This is a genomic window from Paenibacillus sp. strain BS8-2 (assembly GCF_054483835.1).
The window spans coordinates 4,021,731-4,038,902 of sequence record NZ_CM137010.1 but is presented as its reverse complement, the minus strand read 5'-3'; the positions used below and the strand labels follow the sequence as shown (position 1 = coordinate 4,038,902).

Below are 17,172 nucleotides of genomic sequence, written 5' to 3'. Positions count from 1 at the left end.
TCAGTGACCCCCTTGCCCTTTGGATTGTTGCTGCTCGCGCGCCTTCTGCTCCATACGCTCGCGCATGGCAGGCGATATCTCGCGCAGCTCTGACTTCAGCTCTTGATCCAGCGTCGCCCAGTTGTCGCGGAACGACTTCTTAGGCAAGCTCGGCGTCACGCGATATGTGTTCCATCCCTTGAGCGGTCCTAGCTTGGTGCGAATAAAGCCGTCACGAACAACAAGCTTCTGACCTATCTTGCCTAGCCGCATCAAGCCGCCCATTACCTTGGAATCGCCCATCACTGCGGCGAAGCCTTGCATCCCCATCCCTTCCAGCTTGCTGCCGTTGCCGCTCTCGACCTTACGGCGACGCAAGTAAACAAGCATGTCATGCAGCGGAATCTTGACCGGACACGCTTCGTAGCAAGCGCCGCATAAGCTGGATGCACCCGCGATATCATCCCATTCGGCGATATTTTTGTTGAGCGACGGCGTCAACACTGCGCCGATCGGTCCACTGTATGTGCTGCCATAGGCATGGCCGCCGATATGGCGGTATACCGGACATGCATTGAGACAAGCGCCGCAGCGAATGCAGTTCAACAGCTCCTGGAACTCGGGATCGCCAAGCTGCAGCGAACGTCCGTTGTCAACGATAATGATATGCATCTCTTCCGGTCCATCGCCGTCGGCCGTCCGTTTAGGTCCTGTGATGCCAGACATGTACATCGTCAGCTTCTGACCAGTTGCGGATCTTGGCAGCAGCGTTGCCATGACCTCAAGATCTTCGAAGGATGGGATAATCCTTTCCATGCCCATCAACGTAATTTGCGTCTTGGGTACGGTTGTGACCATCCGAGCATTCCCTTCATTCTCAAAGAGAACCATAGAGCCCGTTTCCGCAATCGCGAAGTTGCAGCCCGTCATGCCAATATCCGCTTCGAGAAACTTCTCGCGCAGCTTCTTGCGTACGAAGCCCGCAAGCGCCGTCGTATCTGGCGGCAATTCATAGCCAGCTTCCTTCGACAGCAATTCTGCAATCTGATATCGGTTCTTATGAATGGCAGGAATAACGATATGCGAAGGCATCTCTCCCGCCAACTGGATAATGTATTCGCCAAGATCCGTCTCGATCGCTTCGACGCCGATGGATTCGAGCGCATGATTGAGATGGAGCTCCTCCGATACCATCGACTTGGATTTGACCACAGATCTGGCGCCGACATGCTCCGCAATATCCAGCGTCAGCTCCACAGCCTCCTGTGCCGTGTCGGCAAAGTGGACATGGACACCATTCGCTCTGGCATTGTCGACAAACAGATTCAAATAATAGTCCAGATGAGCGATGGTATGAAGCCTGATCTGGCGTCCGCGTTCCCGCCACTCCTCCCAATTGCCATGCTCCTCGGTTGCTTTTTTCTTGCCGTTCCGCAGCCGCTCCGTTGTGAATTTGACCGCCTTGCGCAGAAACTCATCATTCAGCGCCAGCTCAGCTCTCGCCTTAACCGTCGCCCCCGATTTCCCTCCGCTCATGCTCTCTTCACTCCTTCATACAGCAGCTCGGCCAGATGCATGACGCGCACCGGCTCACCGCGATAATGCAGGTTACCTGCGATATTCATCAGACATGCCATGTCGAGGCCAACAAGCACCTCGGCTTCCGTCTCCAGCACATGATCAGCCTTCTCAGTCACCATCGCGCCGGAGATGTCAGCCATCTTGACGGCAAAGGTGCCGCCGAAACCGCAGCAATCCTCTGCAAAAGGCAGCGGCACCAGCTCCATGCCGCGTACACTTTTCATCAGCGCCATCGGCTCGTCCTTCACGCCGAGAATCCGGCTTCCGTGACAGGACGGATGATAGGTTACTTTGTGCGGGAAGGTTGCCCCAACGTCCGTAACGCCCAGCACTTGCACGAGAAACTGGGTGAATTCGTAAGACTTCGCTCGCAGCGCTTCCGCCCGCTCAAGCATGAGGGGATCGTTCTCGAAGAGCTTTGGATAATGATGCAGCATGCCTGTACAAGAGCCGGAAGGAGAGATGACGAAGTCACTGTCTTCGAACGCGTCCAGAATTGTTTTCGCTGAGTCGCGCGCTTCCTTCCAATAACCGCTATTGTAAGCTGGTTGTCCGCAGCAGGTCTGCACCCGGGGGAATTCCAGCGTCACGCCGTAATTAGCCAACAATCTGACCATCGCTTCGCCCACTCTAGGGAATATCGCATCGCTTAGACATGTAATAAATAATGATACCTTCATGGCTGTCCCCACCTGTTAAACCGTCGTAACGGTAATTTGGCGATCCCGAAGCCCTGTTGCGAGCTCCGGACTCAGCCCGTTATCCGTAATGATCCGATGAATGGCGTTAAGTTCTGCCACATGCGTAAAAGCTTGCACGCCGAATTTGCTGGAATCTGCTAACAGCACGACCTCGTCGGCCATGCCGACCATCCGATGTTTAATCCGAGCCTGCAGCTCGTTTGATTCGCTGACGCCGCGGTCCAGGTGGACGCCTTTGCAAGAGAGAAAGGTTCGGTCGACATGGTAAGCATCAAGCGATCGCTCCGCAAGCGGTCCGATATACGACAGGCTTCGTGAAGCGAGTATGCCGCCTGTCGAGATCACTTCGATTCGTTCCTTGCCCGCAAGCTCCATAGCTACTTTAATCGAATTCGTCAACACCGTCAGCGGAATATCCGGCATACACTGTGCCATGTACCACGCCGTCGAACTCGCATCCAGCAGTACCCGTTCATTGGGACGGATCAGCTTGACTGCCTCCTCGGCGATGGAACGTTTCTCGTCCGCACGGACGATTTCCCTCTCGAAATAAGGAATTTCCGGTTGCTGCTCCTTGACGCTTACCGCACCGCCATGCGAGCGGCGCAATCGTCCGGCCTGCTCCAAGCGGTCCAGGTCCCGGCGAATCGTCTCTTCCGTCACCTGGCATAGCTCGCTCAGCTCCGTCACGCGTATACTGCCTCTCTCATTTACCAGCTGTACAATTTTGTCGTAACGCTCAGCAACCAGCATATATCATCCCTCTTCCCGACCTTCATCGATCTCAAAATATATTATTTGGACAATCCAGTAGCCGCTAGGAATTTCGAATATGCTTCGTCCCATAGCTGCTGGTTCTCCGGCTCATAAACATCGATAGGGAACGACTCGCTAACCACTTTTCTGGCTTCCCAGATATCGCCAAGTTCCCCGCCCGTAATCCATTGTACCAGCATATTACCGATTGCGCTTCCTTCTGTCGGACCTGCCCACACGGGCTTGCCGATCGCATCCGCCGTCCATTGGCATAATAATGTGTTCTGAATGCCTCCGCCGACCATATGCAAACCGTTATAGATTTCTCCGGTCAATGATTCCGTTTGTTCCAGCGCATGGCGATATCTGAATGCGAGGCTCTCCAGAATCGCTCGGACAAATGCTCCCGTATCTTGTGGTGCTTGTTGTCCAGTCCGCGCACAATATTCGCGGATTCGGGCCGGCATATCCCCAGGCGGCAAGAACAACTCATCGTCTGGATCGATGAAGCAAGCAAACGGCGCAGCCGCCGAAGCAAGTGCAACGAGCTCGGGGAACGAATAACGAATGCCTGCTCGCTCCCACTCGCGTCTGCATTCTTGAAGAATCCAAAGTCCCATAATGTTCTTGAGCAAACGATAGGTGCCGTAAACGCCGCCTTCGTTCGTGAAATTCAGCTCCTGCGACTTGGCGTCAATGACAGGAGCGCTGACTTCCGTCCCGATCAGCGACCATGTGCCGCAGCTGAGATAAGCGAAGGAGCGATCGCGAGCAGGAACCGCTGCAACAGCCGAACCCGTATCGTGTTCGGCAACCGCGATTACCGGCACCGATTCGATGCCAAGCTCCGCGCATACCTCGGCGCTCAAGCGGCCAACTGGCGTTCCTGGCTGCACAACCGGACCGAACAACGAACGATCGCCTCCGACAGCCTCCAGCAGCTTGTCGTCCCAATCACCCGTCAACGGATTGTAAAGCTGCGTCGTCGAAGCAAGCGAGAACTCGTTGTGCATCTCGCCAGTCAAGAAATAACGAAGCAGCGCCGGGATCATAAGGAAATGTTTGGCTTCGCGCAGGAGCGGAGAATCCGCTCGTTTCATGGCAGCGATCTGATAGATCGTATTAAAGGTCAACAGTTGAATGCCCGTGCGGCCAAATATTTCGTCGACCGTCAGCTCCTCGATCAGCTGCGCCATCACACCGTCCGTATGAGAATCACGGTAATGAATCGGGTTGCCCAACAGCTCGTTAGCGTTGCCGCCAACCAAACCGAAGTCTACCCCCCACGTGTCAATCGCAATGCTGCTTAATACAATGCCTTGATGCTTCGCTTTGAGCAAACTTTGTTTGAGCTCGTGAAGCAGCCTCAAGATATCCCAATGAAGCCTGCCCCCCGTTTGCACGGGATCATTGGGGAAGCGGTGAAGCTCTTCGAGCACGATCTTGCCATCCTCGAGCCGGCCAAGTATCGCTCTGCCGCTGCTGGCGCCAAGATCGAATGCCAGTACGTGCGGCTTTGTCACCAGCTCGCACCGCCTTTGCCACGAACCGCGATATCCTTGCCGTAGCTGGACGCCAAGTAATCGCCCATAGGATCAACCGACAAGCCCTGCTCTTCACGATAGGAGCGCAGAAGCGGCGCTACATCGAATTCGAACGCGCTGCGTACCGCTTGTTCTGCTCCAAGCACGTCGCCGCGATTGGACGCCGCTTCTACTTCTTCGTGGTTGACAAGAAGCGCCTTGGCGAATTGCGTCTGAACGTTTAATACCGAACGAAGCATAGCTGGCACTTTGGCTTCAATATTGTGGGATTGGTCGATCATATACGCAATATTGTCGACACAAGCTTGAATCGCTTCGTCGCGATCATTGGCCGCGCTCAGAATTTGATAGAAGATCAAGAACAACTCGTAAGGGTTGACGGAACCTACGATCAGATCGTCATCCGCATATTTGCGGCTGTTGAAGTGGAAACCTCCGAGACGTTTCTCGTCGATCAAATACGCGACGATATGTTCGATATTGGCACCCGGCAGATGATGACCCGTATCCACGAGCACTTCTGCTTGCGGACCCAGCTTAAGCGCGGCATTGTACGCCATGCCCCAATCCGCCAGATCGGTATGATAGAACGCAGGTTCGAAACATTTGTATTCGATCAGCAAACGCATTTCCGGCGTAAGCGCTTTATACATTTCGCCCAGTGCCTCTTGCATCCAAGCTTTGCGCTTACGGATGTTGCCTTGACCCGGATAGTTGGTGCCGTCCGCGAACCAAAGACTCAAATCTCTGGATCCCGTTTCCTTGGCAATGTCTACGCATTCGAGCAGATGATCGGTTGCTTTGCGGCGGATGGCTGCATCGGCATTCGTAATACTTCCGAGCATGTAGTCATCATCCTGGAACAGGTTCGGATTGATTGCTCCGATAGCCAAGCCCAGGCTCTCGGCATGACTTCTCAGCTTGCTGTAATCCTCAACTTTGTCCCAAGGAATATGGATGGCCACGGATGGAGCCAGCCCCGTCAGCTTATGCACTTGAGCAGCATCCTCAAATTTTTCGAAAGGATTGCGCGGCACGCCTACCTTTTGGAATACTTTGAAGCGTGTACCGGAATCGCCATACCCCCAGGATGGAGTTTCGATGCGAAGGCCCTTCAGCTTTGCTTTCACGTCATTCAGGTTAATCCCTCTTGCAGATTGAATTTCTTCAAAAAACGCATAAGCGCGATCAGTCATATTCGAACATCCTCTCTATATTCACTCTTCTATTTGTGTTGACATTATTTCGATTTAAGCGGATAAGCCATCGTCGACATCAACGCGTTCTCTGCTTGCGTCGCGTCCAATCGGCTATATTGCACGATAACCGGGATATCGCTTTTCACTTCGATCGCATAAGGCACGCCTGATGGAATCCCTACGCCGTTCTTAAGCAGCGAGGTCGTCCGTATATGCTTCGTTCGCCGCGCCGGCACCACGTAGAGTATATCCTCTAACGGCTCCCTATCTTCAAAAAAGATCGTGAATCGCAGCAGCGCTTCTTCTGAGGATGTGTTAAGCACGCATACCGATTCGTGGCTGGTAAGTTCACCAGAGCTGTCTGGCGGTATATAACCGTCCGGAATAACCCAATGCTTCTCTCCCCTAGCTTGGAACATAACCGTTCATCCCCTTATAGGCGGCAGGTCCGTCTTGCGCCCTTGCAGGGTGCAGGACGGACCCTTGCTTACGCCATTATTATCTCGTGAATGCTGCCGGCACGCCGCCATCGATCGTCAGCATGCAGCCTGTTGTTTTGTCCGCTTTGGACGATGCAAAGAATGCAATGCCTTCCGCGATGTCGCGAGGATAGATATTAACAAGCAACGTAGTACGTTTGCGATAATACTCTTCTAATTGATCCGGCTCGATGCCGTAAGCGGCTGCCCGCTCGTTGCGCCAGCTGCCGTTCCAGATCGCCGAGCCTTGCAGAATAGCGTCCGGCAGAATTGTATTTACGCGAATGCCGAATTCGCCGCCTTCTGCAGCAATACAACGGGCCAGATGAGCTTCGAGCGCTTTTGCCGCACTGTAAGCCGAAGCGTTTTTGCCAGCATACACCGAGTTTTTCGAACCGATAAACACCATGTTGCCGCCGATGCCTTGTGTCTTCATCAGCTTGAACGCTTCGCGAGCGACAAGGAAGTAACCCGTTCCGAGCACGTTCATATTCAGGTTCCATTCTTTCAGCGAAGTTTGATCGAACGGGCTCGATGTTGCAAGACCTGCGTTATTGACGATAATATCAACGCCGCCGTAAGCGATAGCTGTCTCCGCATATGCAGCCGCTACTTGCTCTTCGCTCGTTACGTCCATCTTCACCGCAATCGCGCGATTCTCGCCGTACTTCTCATTAATTTCGCCGGCAACCTTCTGAGCACCTTCCAAGTTCAGATCAGCCAACACGACATGAGCGCCTTCGGATACGAGTCTGCGAGCCGTTTCGCTGCCGATGCCGCCGGCGCCGCCCGTAATGAAGGCAACCTTGCGGGAGAATTCAGCTTCAGCCGGTGCCAGAGACAACTTGTAGAGCTCAAGCGGCCAATATTCTACATTGTACGATTCGTTTTCGCTGAGCGAAACGAAATCGCCAAGCGCCGTTGCGCCGCGCATTACAGCGATCGCACGGTGGAACAACGCGCCGCTCACTTGTGACATAGCCCAGCTCTTGCCTGTGTTGATCATACCAACGCCAGGAATAAGAATAACGCGCGGCGCGGCTTCGAACATAACGTCGCCTTCATGTTTATTACGCTCGAAATATTGCGCATATTGTTCTTTGTAAGCTGCGATACCTGCCGTAAGCTTCTCTTTCAGCCCATCTATGTCGTCCGCGTCAGGCGTCCAGTCGATAAAGAGTGGAACAACTTTAGTGTGTACGAGGTGATCCGGGCATGCAGCGCCGACCTGAGACAATTGAGCGGAATTGCTGCCATTGACAAAAGCAAGCACGTCGTCCGCATCGTCGAACGAAAGAATCATTTTTTTGGCATCGCTTACCGCGCCGCGTATCGTAGGCATCACTTCTGCCGCCACCGCTCTACGAATGTCGGAAGAAAGAGATTCGCAGAGCGCGCCGCCGAATAACTTCGCTTCGTTAACACGTGCTTCGATAAACGCCTCAGCTTCGCTAATGATACGGATCGTTTGCGCGTAACAAGCTTCGGATGTTTCGCCCCACGTAACGAGACCGTGTTTCTCCATAATAACAAGCTCGGCGTTTGGATTATTGAGCACGCCTTGTGCGATCATTTTGGAAAGGGTGAAGCCTGGGCGCACGTATGGAACCCATACGAACCGGTTGCCGAAGATTTCTTCCGCCAGCTGACGGCCATTATCCGCACAAGCCAGGCTAATAATCGAATCTGGATGCGTGTGGTCGACATGCTTGAAGGGAAGGAATGCATGAAGCAACGTTTCGATTGACGCACGCGGATGTTTGGCATCGATCATGCAGTTCGCAAGATAAGCAACCATATCCTCATCGGACATCTCCGGAAGTTCGAACAACGGGCGGATATCGTCCATACGCAGACCTGTAAAGTTGCCTGCTTTCATTGTAGCGAGATCGGAGCCGCTTCCTTTCACGTACATCACTTCAATGTCACGGCCACGGAAATCTTGAACGATCGTTTTCGTCGATGTATTGCCTCCACCGTAGTTGCACACTCTGCGGTCTGTACCGATCAAGTTGGAACGGTATACAAGCTCGCTTAATCCTCCGATTTGTTCAGCTGCTTTGGATGATTCCCATAATGATTGCACCATGTAAGCTTACCTCCGAATTTGTTTGTTTTTATTTGTTTATGATTGAACTCAGTATATCACCTTTGTTTGTGTTTGAAAATATGTAGAATCAAAAAAGAACAAAAGTATTTTCATCTACTTTTGTCCGTTCGGCGCTCTGTAGCCCGATTTTTTCGGGCTATCGCGCGCGGCGCAGGCGCTTGGCGCTCTATAGCCCGATTTTTTCGGGCTATCGCGCGCAGCGCAGGCGCTTGGCGCTCTGTAGCCCGATTTTTTCGGGCTATCGCGCGCAGCGCAGGCGCTTGGCGCTCTGTAGCCCGATTTTTTCGGGCTATTGCGCGCGGCGCAGGCGCTTGGCGCTCTATAGCCCGATTTTTTCGGGCTATCGCGCGCGGCGCAGGCGCTCGGCGCTCTGTAGCCCGATTTTTTCGGGCTATCGCGCGCGGCGCAGGCGCTTGGCGCTATGTAGCCCGATTTTTGAGACTGTCGATTAAACAGTCACCAGACTTGCCCTCAACTATCATTCTGTTAAATTTTTGCATTTCATGCCTTTCAACGTCCAACTTCGGTCAAGTCAGCCCGTTTTTCTGTTCCTTTTGCTGCCCTTAACCGTAAATCGGCCACAGTGAGCCAGGGCCTCGCTTACGTTGAAAACTAAGTGTAAGCGAACCCTGCGCGTGTTTCACGATTTGCTTCAGATTTGTCACCACGGCTACAAGCTTCGTGTCTATACGGCGCTTCTCCCGAGAACGTAATCGTGTTCTGCCTAGCCCATTGTGATTTTTCATTTCATTGCATTTCCGTTCAATGTTCGCGCGTTTTTGTAGCAGTGCCTTTCCCGCATCGGTTGCGTTAAATGCTCCTGCTTGCTTGAATTCTGCATAATAGTCACTGATGAAAATGGTTCTCCCGGTCCTTTTGCTCGTGGTACACTCCGATCTGATCGGACAGCTCTTGCATTGGGCTTTGCTGAATATATACTGTTTGCCTGCGTCTTCTCGCATATCGTTAATATAAGCATTTACTTGGCCTTGCGGGCAAGTGACCGACGCCGCATCGGGGTCGTAAAGGAATAAGTCGCTGGACATGAGCCCCTTCGTATTGACGCCAATGGATTTTAACGGCGACACAAGTTGAATGCCGTCTTTAGCCAACGTCTGACGGTGTACCCCGTATCCATACGCTGAATCGCCCAAGACGTACTCCGGTTTGACGTTATGCTCTTCCATCACAACGTTCAAGAGCTCCTGCAGACGGTCGCCATCGGGCTCATTGCCCGCAATCGGTTCCGCATGGAGCACGATGCCATTGGTTTCGGACATGACCACCTGCACCTTGTCGCCAAAGAACTGTAAGGTTTTGCTTTTGAAACCATTTCGCTTCTCTGGGTCGACTGCGCTGCCGATCCGGTCTTTCAGCCGCTTTTTACGCTCGATCTTCTTGAATGGGGTCTTGGGATCATTCGGATCTTCCGGGTACACATTCTCCATTAAAGTCTGGTACATAATCGCTTGAAGCTCTAAAGAATCCACTCGGCGCTCCGGATGGGACCACGACCAGAAGAGGTTGCGGATCGCATCCTTTTCGAACCAGTGTAACAGTTCGTAAGCCATAAGAATCAATTGACTAAACGCAACACCGAGATCCTCCGCGGTCGCATCGGGAGGAAGCTTTGTGGTCAACGGACGCAAGTCAAGCTCCGTTTGGGCACGGTCAAACAAGTGCCGATATGCACGCTTTAGGTGGTTCAGCACGCGGACGAAGGCATGCTTGATGAGGCGATAAGAGGAGCGGTAAACGGCATTGCCCTGCGTGATAAAGGAATCCACAATCCAAATGTCCTTGTTATCGCCCCAAAGCCCTTTTTGCTTCGCTTGCGCGAGAATGTGATGGTGACAGGCATCGAATAAAGCAGAGCCGAGACGGTCGCGATCAAGCCCGATCGTACTGTGGTCGAACCCCATAAAGCTGACCGGAACGCCTAAAAATCGCTTAATGAAGAGATCGCCAATGACGCGCTCCTCCATCTCGCGATCCGAAAGGTTGTAATAGCGCTGGACAACGTGAAGTTTAAATTTGATGGATGGGGCATAGGGTCTAGGACCGCGCGAGGAATACAGATGAGCACAAATGCGGTCAGTGAAGCTAAAGTCCACGAGATCCGCTACTTTGCTCCAAATGGGATGCTCAGGCAACACAGAATAAACCTCGATATCCGCAAATGAAAGCTGCTCAAACTGTTTAAACGCGACTGCCATGACAAATCTCTCCCCTCAGTATAAGTCTATTATACCACGAAATCGGGAGATATTCGGTGATTTATCGAGTAAAAAGGTTATTTTATATAGAATTTGACCATTTTTATTTATAGATTCTTTAGAATTAATCGACAGTCTCTTTTTTCGGGCTATCGCGCGCAGCGCAGGCGCTTGGCGCTCTGTAGCCCGATTTTTTCGGGCTATCGCGCGCAGCGCAGGCGCTTGGCGCTCTGTAGCCCGATTTTTTCGGGCTATCGCGCGCGACGCAGGCGCTTGGCGCTCTGTAGCCCGATTTTTTCGGGCTATCCTATCGCGCGCAGCGCAGGCGCTTGGCGCTCTGTAGCCCGATTTTTTCGGGCTATCGCGCGCAGCGCAGGCGCTTGGCGCTCTGTAGCCCGATTTTTTCGGGCTATCGTGCGCGCGGCGCAGAAGTTAGCGAGTATGTTGACGGTAACAATGTGTTCTAAGAAATTGGAGCGTTACGAAGAGAATCTGTGTCCATGAAAGGCACACTCCAGCAGGTCGACTAGTTTGAATGCGCTACAAAGCCCATTCCAAGTGCAATTGTGGGAAAAGAAAAATTCAAAGAGGAGAAATTCGGAAGTAGTCGGGCAGAATGAAGGGGCATTGATACCCCGAATACTGAGGCCGGTAAAACGGACCCACAATATGCGGAGCCCGGAATTCGGAGCTCAGGAAACGGATCCTCAGTAAGCGGAACTCAGAGCTCAGAAAACGGATCCACGGTATGCCGAGCCCGGAACTAAGAGCTCAGATTGCGGACCCTCATCAATATGCGGAGCCCAGAACTCGGAGCTCAGGAAACGGACCCACAATATGCGGAGCCCGGAATTCGGAGCTCAGGAAACGGATCCTCAGTAAGCGGAACTCAGAGCTCAGAAAACGGATCCACGGTATGCCGAGCACGGAACTCAGAGCTCAGATTGCGGACCCTCAATATGCGGAGCCCAGAACTCGGAGCACGTTAGGTGGCTCTCGGTAGCTGGTGCTCCCCAAACGGAGCACGGAGCACGGTATTCGAAGTGCGGAGTGCTATGCAAGCCTGCCCTCATGTCTTTCGTAGTCGCGCTTGGCACTTGGCGCTTAGCGCTTGGCGTAAGGATAGAAGCAGGCCGAACCCAAATAGAGGATATAGAGATTATAAAGCGGTGATTATTTGCAACGAAGCGTTACCTCAATATCCTGGTTGTAGTTGCCGAAACCTTTGCCAAATAGAGTAACGCCGCCGCAATTGCGTGCCGTCGCGCTGCATGAGATTCGAAATAAGAGCTCCTTATCGTACGACAAAGACAGCTCGCCGATCGTCACGTTGGATACTTTGACACCGTCGATAAACGAACCTTGCGTCGTAATTCGAATCGTTTTCATCAAACCATGATGAATGTTCTTGTACCACCACTCCGGTGTGTAGATGCCGCGATCGCTGCCGAAATTGCCTGGATATGTCCATGTGCCGATGTTGGCGCCATTAATCTGGAACAGGATATCCGTAGGCATATGATCTACCGTGCATGGAGTCTCCGAACAAATCTCGAGGGAAATCTCCAGCAAATCCGGTTTCTCGTTATTCACCATATAATTAGGGATTCGATATTCCACATAACCGGTACCGAACCATAACACTCTTGCATGGACATGCTCCGGATCGGCAAAATATCGAGGATCATCACACATGCCAATCATGTTCGCCGCAGAGGCCAGTCCGCAGGACGGCTTTACCTCGAACGAGGAATAAGCGCCCACCGGCAGCGAAACAAAATATCGGCTGCGCTCCGTCGATGCCGAGCTTCGCTTAAATCTTAATGTCGCATGAGACAGCTCCAGGTGGCAAATCTTTTGCATGCCGCGTTTGCCTGGCAAGCTTTCGGATCTGACGATGCCCGCTTCCTCCAGCATATGAATATGTCTAGTAACGATCGGCGATTTAATTTCGAGCGCCTCGGACAAACTTTTAATATTCATCGGCTCGGTGCCTAACAGCTCAATAATGCGCACACGCGTCGGCGACGAAAAACATTCTAGAAATGTAAGATTATCCGTATTGACTTCGATCTCCATCCTGCGCAACTCTCCTATGTTTGTCCTCTATCGACGAACCCTATTAGATAACTTTAAAGTTACGATTAATAGCATGCTGTACGGCTTGACAGTGCCCGTTCTTACCTATAGAATAAATCGCGTCAACTACATTAGTCAATATTTGATTACCCCAAAAGTTAATTAATCAAGGAGGTTCCCGCATGAACAGCTTTCAATTTCACAACCCTACACGAATAGTATTCGGTGAAGGAGAGACGCGCCGTATCGGCGAATTGACATCTACATACGGACGGAACATTCTCCTCGTCTACGGCGGCGGCAGCATCAAAACCAGCGGACTGTACGACCAGACCTTGCAATATTTGAAAGAAGCGGATATTACCGTCCACGAGCTGGCTGGCATCGAGCCGAATCCGAGACTGACAACGGTACAGAAAGGGATCGACATCTGCCGGAAGGAAGGCGTCGACTTCATCCTAGCTGTTGGCGGAGGTAGCGTCATCGACGCCTCCAAAGCGATTGCGGCAGGCGTGCCTTACAACGGAGAAGTCTGGGACTTCTTTGACGGCAAAGCGCAGGCGCAAGAAGCGCTTCCGATCGGAACGATTCTCACATTAGCGGCAACCGGCTCCGAGATGAACGGCGGCACTGTTATATCACACTGGGAGCAGCAGCTTAAACGCGGCTACGGCAGCCCTCATCTCTATCCCAAATTTTCAATTCTGGATCCTACCGTCACATATTCGGTTCCTCGGAATCATACCGTTTATGGCTCTGTCGACATCATGTCGCATGTGTTCGAGCAATACTTCAGCTTGACGGCAAATACGCCGCTTCAAGAGAGGTTCTGCGAATCCATCCTTCAGACCGTCATCGAAAACGTGGAGCTTGCGCTCGCGAATCCAAGTAATGCTGCTGCCCGCGCCAATCTGATGTGGTGCGGTACGATGGCACTTAACGGCGGCCAAATCAGTTTAGGCATGCAGAACGACTGGTCAAGTCATGGCATCGAGCATGAAGTAAGTGCGATCTATGATATCCCTCACGGAGCCGGCCTAGCGGTTATTTTCCCTAACTGGATGAAATATGTGTACAAAGAACGCCCCGATCGATTCGTCCAATTCGCAGAGCGCGTATGGGGAATCCAGCGTGAAGGACGAACGGACGACGAGCTCGTGCTTGCCGGCATTCAAGCCACACGTGAATTCTTCACGCGTATTGGAGCCGAATCGCGTCTAGCTGACTTCGGCATCGATGCCGAGCATCTCGACCGTATGGCAGAAGAAGCCGTTCGCTTCCATGACATCGGATCCTTTAAACGACTGAACAAACAGGATGTACGGGCAATTCTCGAAATGTCGCTTTAAACCCAACTATTATTCGAACTAATTGAATCAGAGGAGGAACACTGCAATGACAACTGCATTAACGAGCAGCACTGTGCTGCATAATGGTGTGAGCATGCCTTGGCTTGGTCTCGGCGTATGGAAGGTAAAGGACGATGGCGAGACTGAACGTACCGTTCAAGCCGCCATTGAAGCTGGATACCGCCACATTGATACAGCATCGGCTTATGGCAATGAAGTTGGTGTCGGCGTCGGCGTTCGCAATAGCGGAGTCGCGCGTGAAGAGTTGTTTATTACAACAAAAGTATGGAATGCGGATCAAGGTTATGAAACATCGCTTGCAGCCTTCGACCGGAGCTTGGAGCGTCTTGGCATGGATTATGTTGATCTACTGCTCGTTCATTGGCCAGTCAAAGGCAAATACAAGGACACATGGCGCGCGCTTGAATCCATCTACCGCAGCGGCAAAGCCCGTGCAATCGGCGTCAGCAACTTCCAGATTCATCACTTGGAGGATCTCCTCGAATCAAGCGATCTTGTGCCCATGGTTAATCAGGTCGAATATCACCCGCTTCTCACGCAGGAACCGTTGCAGGCATTCTGCAAGAGCAATCGCATCCAATTGACAGCTTGGAGCCCGTTAATGCAAGGGAACCTAGATCATGCAACGCTCGCCGATATCGGTGCCAAATACGACAAATCTCCAGCACAGGTCATTCTCCGTTGGGATCTGCAGAATGGCGTCGTTACGATTCCCAAATCAACAAATCCTGAACGCATCAAACAAAACGGGGATATATTTGACTTCGAGCTGTCCGCTGAGGACATGTCAGCTATTTCTGCCTTAAACCGCAATCAGCGCTTTGGGTCCGATCCGGATAACTTTAATTTCTAAGTCCGCTTTACGTAAGACCGCGGTGCCTTCGGTTTCGCGGTCTTTTTTTATTGCCGTGCTAGAAACTCCCTTGACAGTGCAAGCAAGGCGTGAGTTTTCTGACCAGTGCTCATCACCTTAAATAACGAGATTCGACAAATATCGTCCATTCTCATGCCCGAAAACAAGGATCTTTAATAATTGTTAGACAGACTGTCGTACGAATCTGTGAGAGGTAGGGGCTCAATCCGAGAAGGAAAGTCCACGCCTACTCGACTCAATCTAAAAGAGCCACTCATTATTTTTTCGAATCTGAATATTCTATTTAATTAAGCAATAAATAAAATGTACAATTACTTTCACGTAATCTGAAAGCAAACTACCTAAAACTAGCTACAAATGCACAGCTACTTATTATGGTTTATACAATTCAACGGTAATGCTCTCCCACAATTCTTCATTAATATAAGCACGCAGTTTCCACATACCTTCTTTTGGAAGGTCCAAGGGAGTTGCAATATAATAATTTGCGGACACAGTTTCTGTATTTATACCTGTCACTTCTCTTGCAAGCGCAACATTTTCTTCCAAAACTACTGAATCTCCTGATTCAAGGTGCTCGGCTACTAATGTAAAACTTTTTTCTCCTCCGAGTTCTTCTTCCCCCCCACCCAAATGAAAAACATATATCTTTGGATTATCAGTAATAAAGGAATCATATATAATACTCATTTTTTTTGTGCCAATCATCTCTTTATTTTCAAACATAAAGGTTGGGGAAATACTTGAGCCTTCACTTTTCTCTGATTCATATGAACACGAAACTAACCAAATACAACACATCAGTAGATTTACAAACACCACAGTTTTTTTTAGGCCCTTCATTTTGTTATCACCTCAGATAAAGCAGGAAGGAGCTTCATGTCTTAGCTCCTCCTGCTTCGAAATTAAATATTATAAATCATAGATATCATAAACAATAAAGTTTATTAGATTTGACTGATTTGTAAAACTAATAGAACCCGCTGCTGTACCATAACCTGCTTCAATGCTATAACCAACATTTGTACTCGACCAGGTATGAGAATAGGTAAATTTGAAATTTGCATCTGTGTTTTGCGACGTGTTTTTATGCACGTATACCCACATATGCCCATTACTGGCATCAGAAGTGTATGGGAAATTAGAGGAAGACTCCCTGAATCGATAACCTAATCCACCGTTTAGTTCGACATCAGCGAGTTGAATTAACGTCTGTCCACTTTGATTAGTATTGTAGTTTGTATCTGCAGACCAAGGATACTCTTTAATGTTTACTTCTGCATATCTTTCAGTTTCCAAAGTAAGCGATCCGGCCCAATTCAGAGTCATGAAATCGAAACCATCTGTTGATGGATTATATGTGTAACTTTCATCGGGATTATTGTCCCACAACCAATTAAAAACACCAAACAGCTTATATCTAACAGGATATGTTACGGTAGAGTAGTCCGTAGCCCAGGTCGTAACTGTCATTCCACTGTACGTTTCATCCTCGTAAGCACTGACTTTATTATCTCCTATAATTTTACCGATTTCACTTTTTGAAGGTTGTAGGATGCTTTTGGTTAGTTTTTCTTCATACTCATTTTGATGATTTTTGACTTTCCCCCTAATAATCTCTACATCAGCCTCATCGAGGGGGAGTATTTCACCAGTCTCTGAATCCTTTTTAGTATATACGATGCTTTTTGAAATTGACACGATATCGCCCAAACTTTTCCCGTTTTTATCCAGATCCTCGTATAATGTTTTTTCTTCATATTCGTTTAAAGTATTTAATGCATCTTGTAAATTTAGTACTTTGCTATCTTTATCATACAATTGATAATCCTCTTTATACACAGTGGTATTCTTAGCAGAGACACTTGTTAAACCGAAACCTCCAGATCCAATAAATAAAATCGAAGAAACTGCTACAATTGCAACTTTCATTCCAAGCTTTCGCAATACATTCAACCCCTTAGTATCATTTTGCTCTCCCAATTAATTCGGTTCAAAACATTCCAATAATCAATAATTAATCTACAAACATTTAGAGCAAAAGCATAAAGTTCAATACAACTAATCCATTGTTCTAATCAGCGAATCAATAATTATTAAATTAGGAGAGTATATACATTTTTGCATTCTATATACTTTTTTTGTAAATAGTAATAAACTACCAAAAAATGTCGACAATTGTATGAAAAACTCGAAAATAGTCAAAAAATCAGTTAGTAACGGTGCTCCGCAATTCCTCTTCTTAATAAGTTTGGTCCCGAAATTATGAGGATTACAGATAAAT

Annotated in this window: 13 protein-coding genes; 2 read left to right on the top strand and 11 right to left on the bottom strand. The window is 50.0% G+C overall.

Annotation, left to right across the window (positions count from 1 at the left end):
* The 9 genes from ACX1C1_RS17050 to ACX1C1_RS17010 all read right to left on the bottom strand — a co-directional run bounded on the left by ACX1C1_RS17050 (position 1) and on the right by ACX1C1_RS17010 (position 12,644).
* Positions 1 to 1,515: a LutB/LldF family L-lactate oxidation iron-sulfur protein gene (locus ACX1C1_RS17050; RefSeq protein ID WP_458953373.1), complete on the bottom strand. Its 1,515-nt coding sequence runs from the start codon at positions 1,513 to 1,515 to the stop codon at positions 1 to 3.
* A complete protein-coding gene (locus tag ACX1C1_RS17045; RefSeq protein ID WP_458953372.1) occupies positions 1,512 to 2,240 on the bottom strand; it encodes a (Fe-S)-binding protein in 729 nt (242 codons plus the stop codon). Before ACX1C1_RS17045 ends, ACX1C1_RS17050 begins: the two co-directional genes overlap by 4 nt.
* A gap of 15 nt (positions 2,241 to 2,255) precedes the next feature.
* Positions 2,256 to 3,014, bottom strand: coding sequence for a DeoR/GlpR family DNA-binding transcription regulator (locus tag ACX1C1_RS17040; RefSeq protein ID WP_458953371.1), 759 nt, complete (start codon positions 3,012 to 3,014; stop codon positions 2,256 to 2,258).
* Between the two features lie 41 nt (positions 3,015 to 3,055).
* The gene (locus ACX1C1_RS17035) at positions 3,056 to 4,540 is read right to left on the bottom strand and encodes a rhamnulokinase (RefSeq protein ID WP_458953370.1); all 1,485 of its coding nucleotides are present in this window, start codon (positions 4,538 to 4,540) and stop codon (positions 3,056 to 3,058) included.
* Entirely contained in the window at positions 4,537 to 5,757 is a 1,221-nt protein-coding gene (rhaI, locus tag ACX1C1_RS17030; protein ID WP_458953369.1) for an L-rhamnose isomerase, read from the bottom strand. Before rhaI ends, ACX1C1_RS17035 begins: the two co-directional genes overlap by 4 nt.
* A 44-nt stretch (positions 5,758 to 5,801) precedes the next feature.
* A complete protein-coding gene (locus ACX1C1_RS17025; protein WP_458953368.1) occupies positions 5,802 to 6,179 on the bottom strand; it encodes a sensory rhodopsin transducer in 378 nt (125 codons plus the stop codon).
* Between the two features lie 79 nt (positions 6,180 to 6,258).
* On the bottom strand, positions 6,259 to 8,328 hold the full coding sequence (locus ACX1C1_RS17020) for a bifunctional aldolase/short-chain dehydrogenase (RefSeq protein WP_458953367.1): 2,070 nt from the start codon (positions 8,326 to 8,328) through the stop codon (positions 6,259 to 6,261).
* Between the two features lie 584 nt (positions 8,329 to 8,912).
* Positions 8,913 to 10,565 carry a transposase gene (locus ACX1C1_RS17015; RefSeq protein WP_458953366.1) on the bottom strand — a complete coding sequence of 551 codons (1,653 nt, stop codon included), beginning with the start codon at positions 10,563 to 10,565 and terminating at the stop codon, positions 8,913 to 8,915.
* Positions 10,566 to 11,738: 1,173 nt separating this feature from the next.
* Entirely contained in the window at positions 11,739 to 12,644 is a 906-nt protein-coding gene (locus tag ACX1C1_RS17010; RefSeq protein WP_458953365.1) for an ArsR/SmtB family transcription factor, read from the bottom strand.
* Positions 12,645 to 12,826: 182 nt separating this feature from the next.
* Here ACX1C1_RS17010 and ACX1C1_RS17005 point away from each other — a divergent pair, with 182 nt between their 5' ends.
* Both ACX1C1_RS17005 and ACX1C1_RS17000 read left to right on the top strand, forming a co-directional pair.
* Positions 12,827 to 13,993 carry an iron-containing alcohol dehydrogenase gene (locus tag ACX1C1_RS17005; RefSeq protein ID WP_458953364.1) on the top strand — a complete coding sequence of 389 codons (1,167 nt, stop codon included), beginning with the start codon at positions 12,827 to 12,829 and terminating at the stop codon, positions 13,991 to 13,993.
* A 46-nt stretch (positions 13,994 to 14,039) separates the two neighbouring features.
* Positions 14,040 to 14,867 carry an aldo/keto reductase gene (locus ACX1C1_RS17000; protein WP_458953363.1) on the top strand — a complete coding sequence of 276 codons (828 nt, stop codon included), beginning with the start codon at positions 14,040 to 14,042 and terminating at the stop codon, positions 14,865 to 14,867.
* 393 nt (positions 14,868 to 15,260) lie between these two features.
* Here the strand turns inward: ACX1C1_RS17000 and ACX1C1_RS16995 are convergent, their stop codons facing one another.
* The gene (locus ACX1C1_RS16995) at positions 15,261 to 15,731 is read right to left on the bottom strand and encodes a hypothetical protein (protein WP_458953362.1); all 471 of its coding nucleotides are present in this window, start codon (positions 15,729 to 15,731) and stop codon (positions 15,261 to 15,263) included.
* Between the two features lie 69 nt (positions 15,732 to 15,800).
* Positions 15,801 to 16,835 (bottom strand): hypothetical protein, encoded by a 1,035-nt coding sequence (locus ACX1C1_RS16990; protein ID WP_458953361.1) that lies wholly within the window; start codon positions 16,833 to 16,835, stop codon positions 15,801 to 15,803.
* Positions 16,836 to 17,172: the final 337 nt, after the last annotated feature.

Bases quoted from the DNA above. Each gene is read 5' to 3' on its own strand.
- ACX1C1_RS17025 (WP_458953368.1), bottom strand. From the start codon at position 6,179: ATGTTCCAAGCTAGGGGAGAGAAGCATTGGGTTATTCCGGACGGTTAT.
- ACX1C1_RS17050 (WP_458953373.1), bottom strand. From the start codon at position 1,515: ATGAGCGGAGGGAAATCGGGGGCGACGGTTAAGGCGAGAGCTGAGCTG.
- ACX1C1_RS17020 (WP_458953367.1), bottom strand. From the start codon at position 8,328: ATGGTGCAATCATTATGGGAATCATCCAAAGCAGCTGAACAAATCGGA.
- ACX1C1_RS16995 (WP_458953362.1), bottom strand. From the start codon at position 15,731: ATGAAGGGCCTAAAAAAAACTGTGGTGTTTGTAAATCTACTGATGTGT.
- ACX1C1_RS17045 (WP_458953372.1), bottom strand. From the start codon at position 2,240: ATGAAGGTATCATTATTTATTACATGTCTAAGCGATGCGATATTCCCT.
- rhaI (WP_458953369.1), bottom strand. From the start codon at position 5,757: ATGACTGATCGCGCTTATGCGTTTTTTGAAGAAATTCAATCTGCAAGA.
- ACX1C1_RS17000 (WP_458953363.1), top strand. From the start codon at position 14,040: ATGACAACTGCATTAACGAGCAGCACTGTGCTGCATAATGGTGTGAGC.
- ACX1C1_RS17005 (WP_458953364.1), top strand. From the start codon at position 12,827: ATGAACAGCTTTCAATTTCACAACCCTACACGAATAGTATTCGGTGAA.
- ACX1C1_RS17010 (WP_458953365.1), bottom strand. From the start codon at position 12,644: ATGGAGATCGAAGTCAATACGGATAATCTTACATTTCTAGAATGTTTT.
- ACX1C1_RS17040 (WP_458953371.1), bottom strand. From the start codon at position 3,014: ATGCTGGTTGCTGAGCGTTACGACAAAATTGTACAGCTGGTAAATGAG.
- ACX1C1_RS17015 (WP_458953366.1), bottom strand. From the start codon at position 10,565: ATGGCAGTCGCGTTTAAACAGTTTGAGCAGCTTTCATTTGCGGATATC.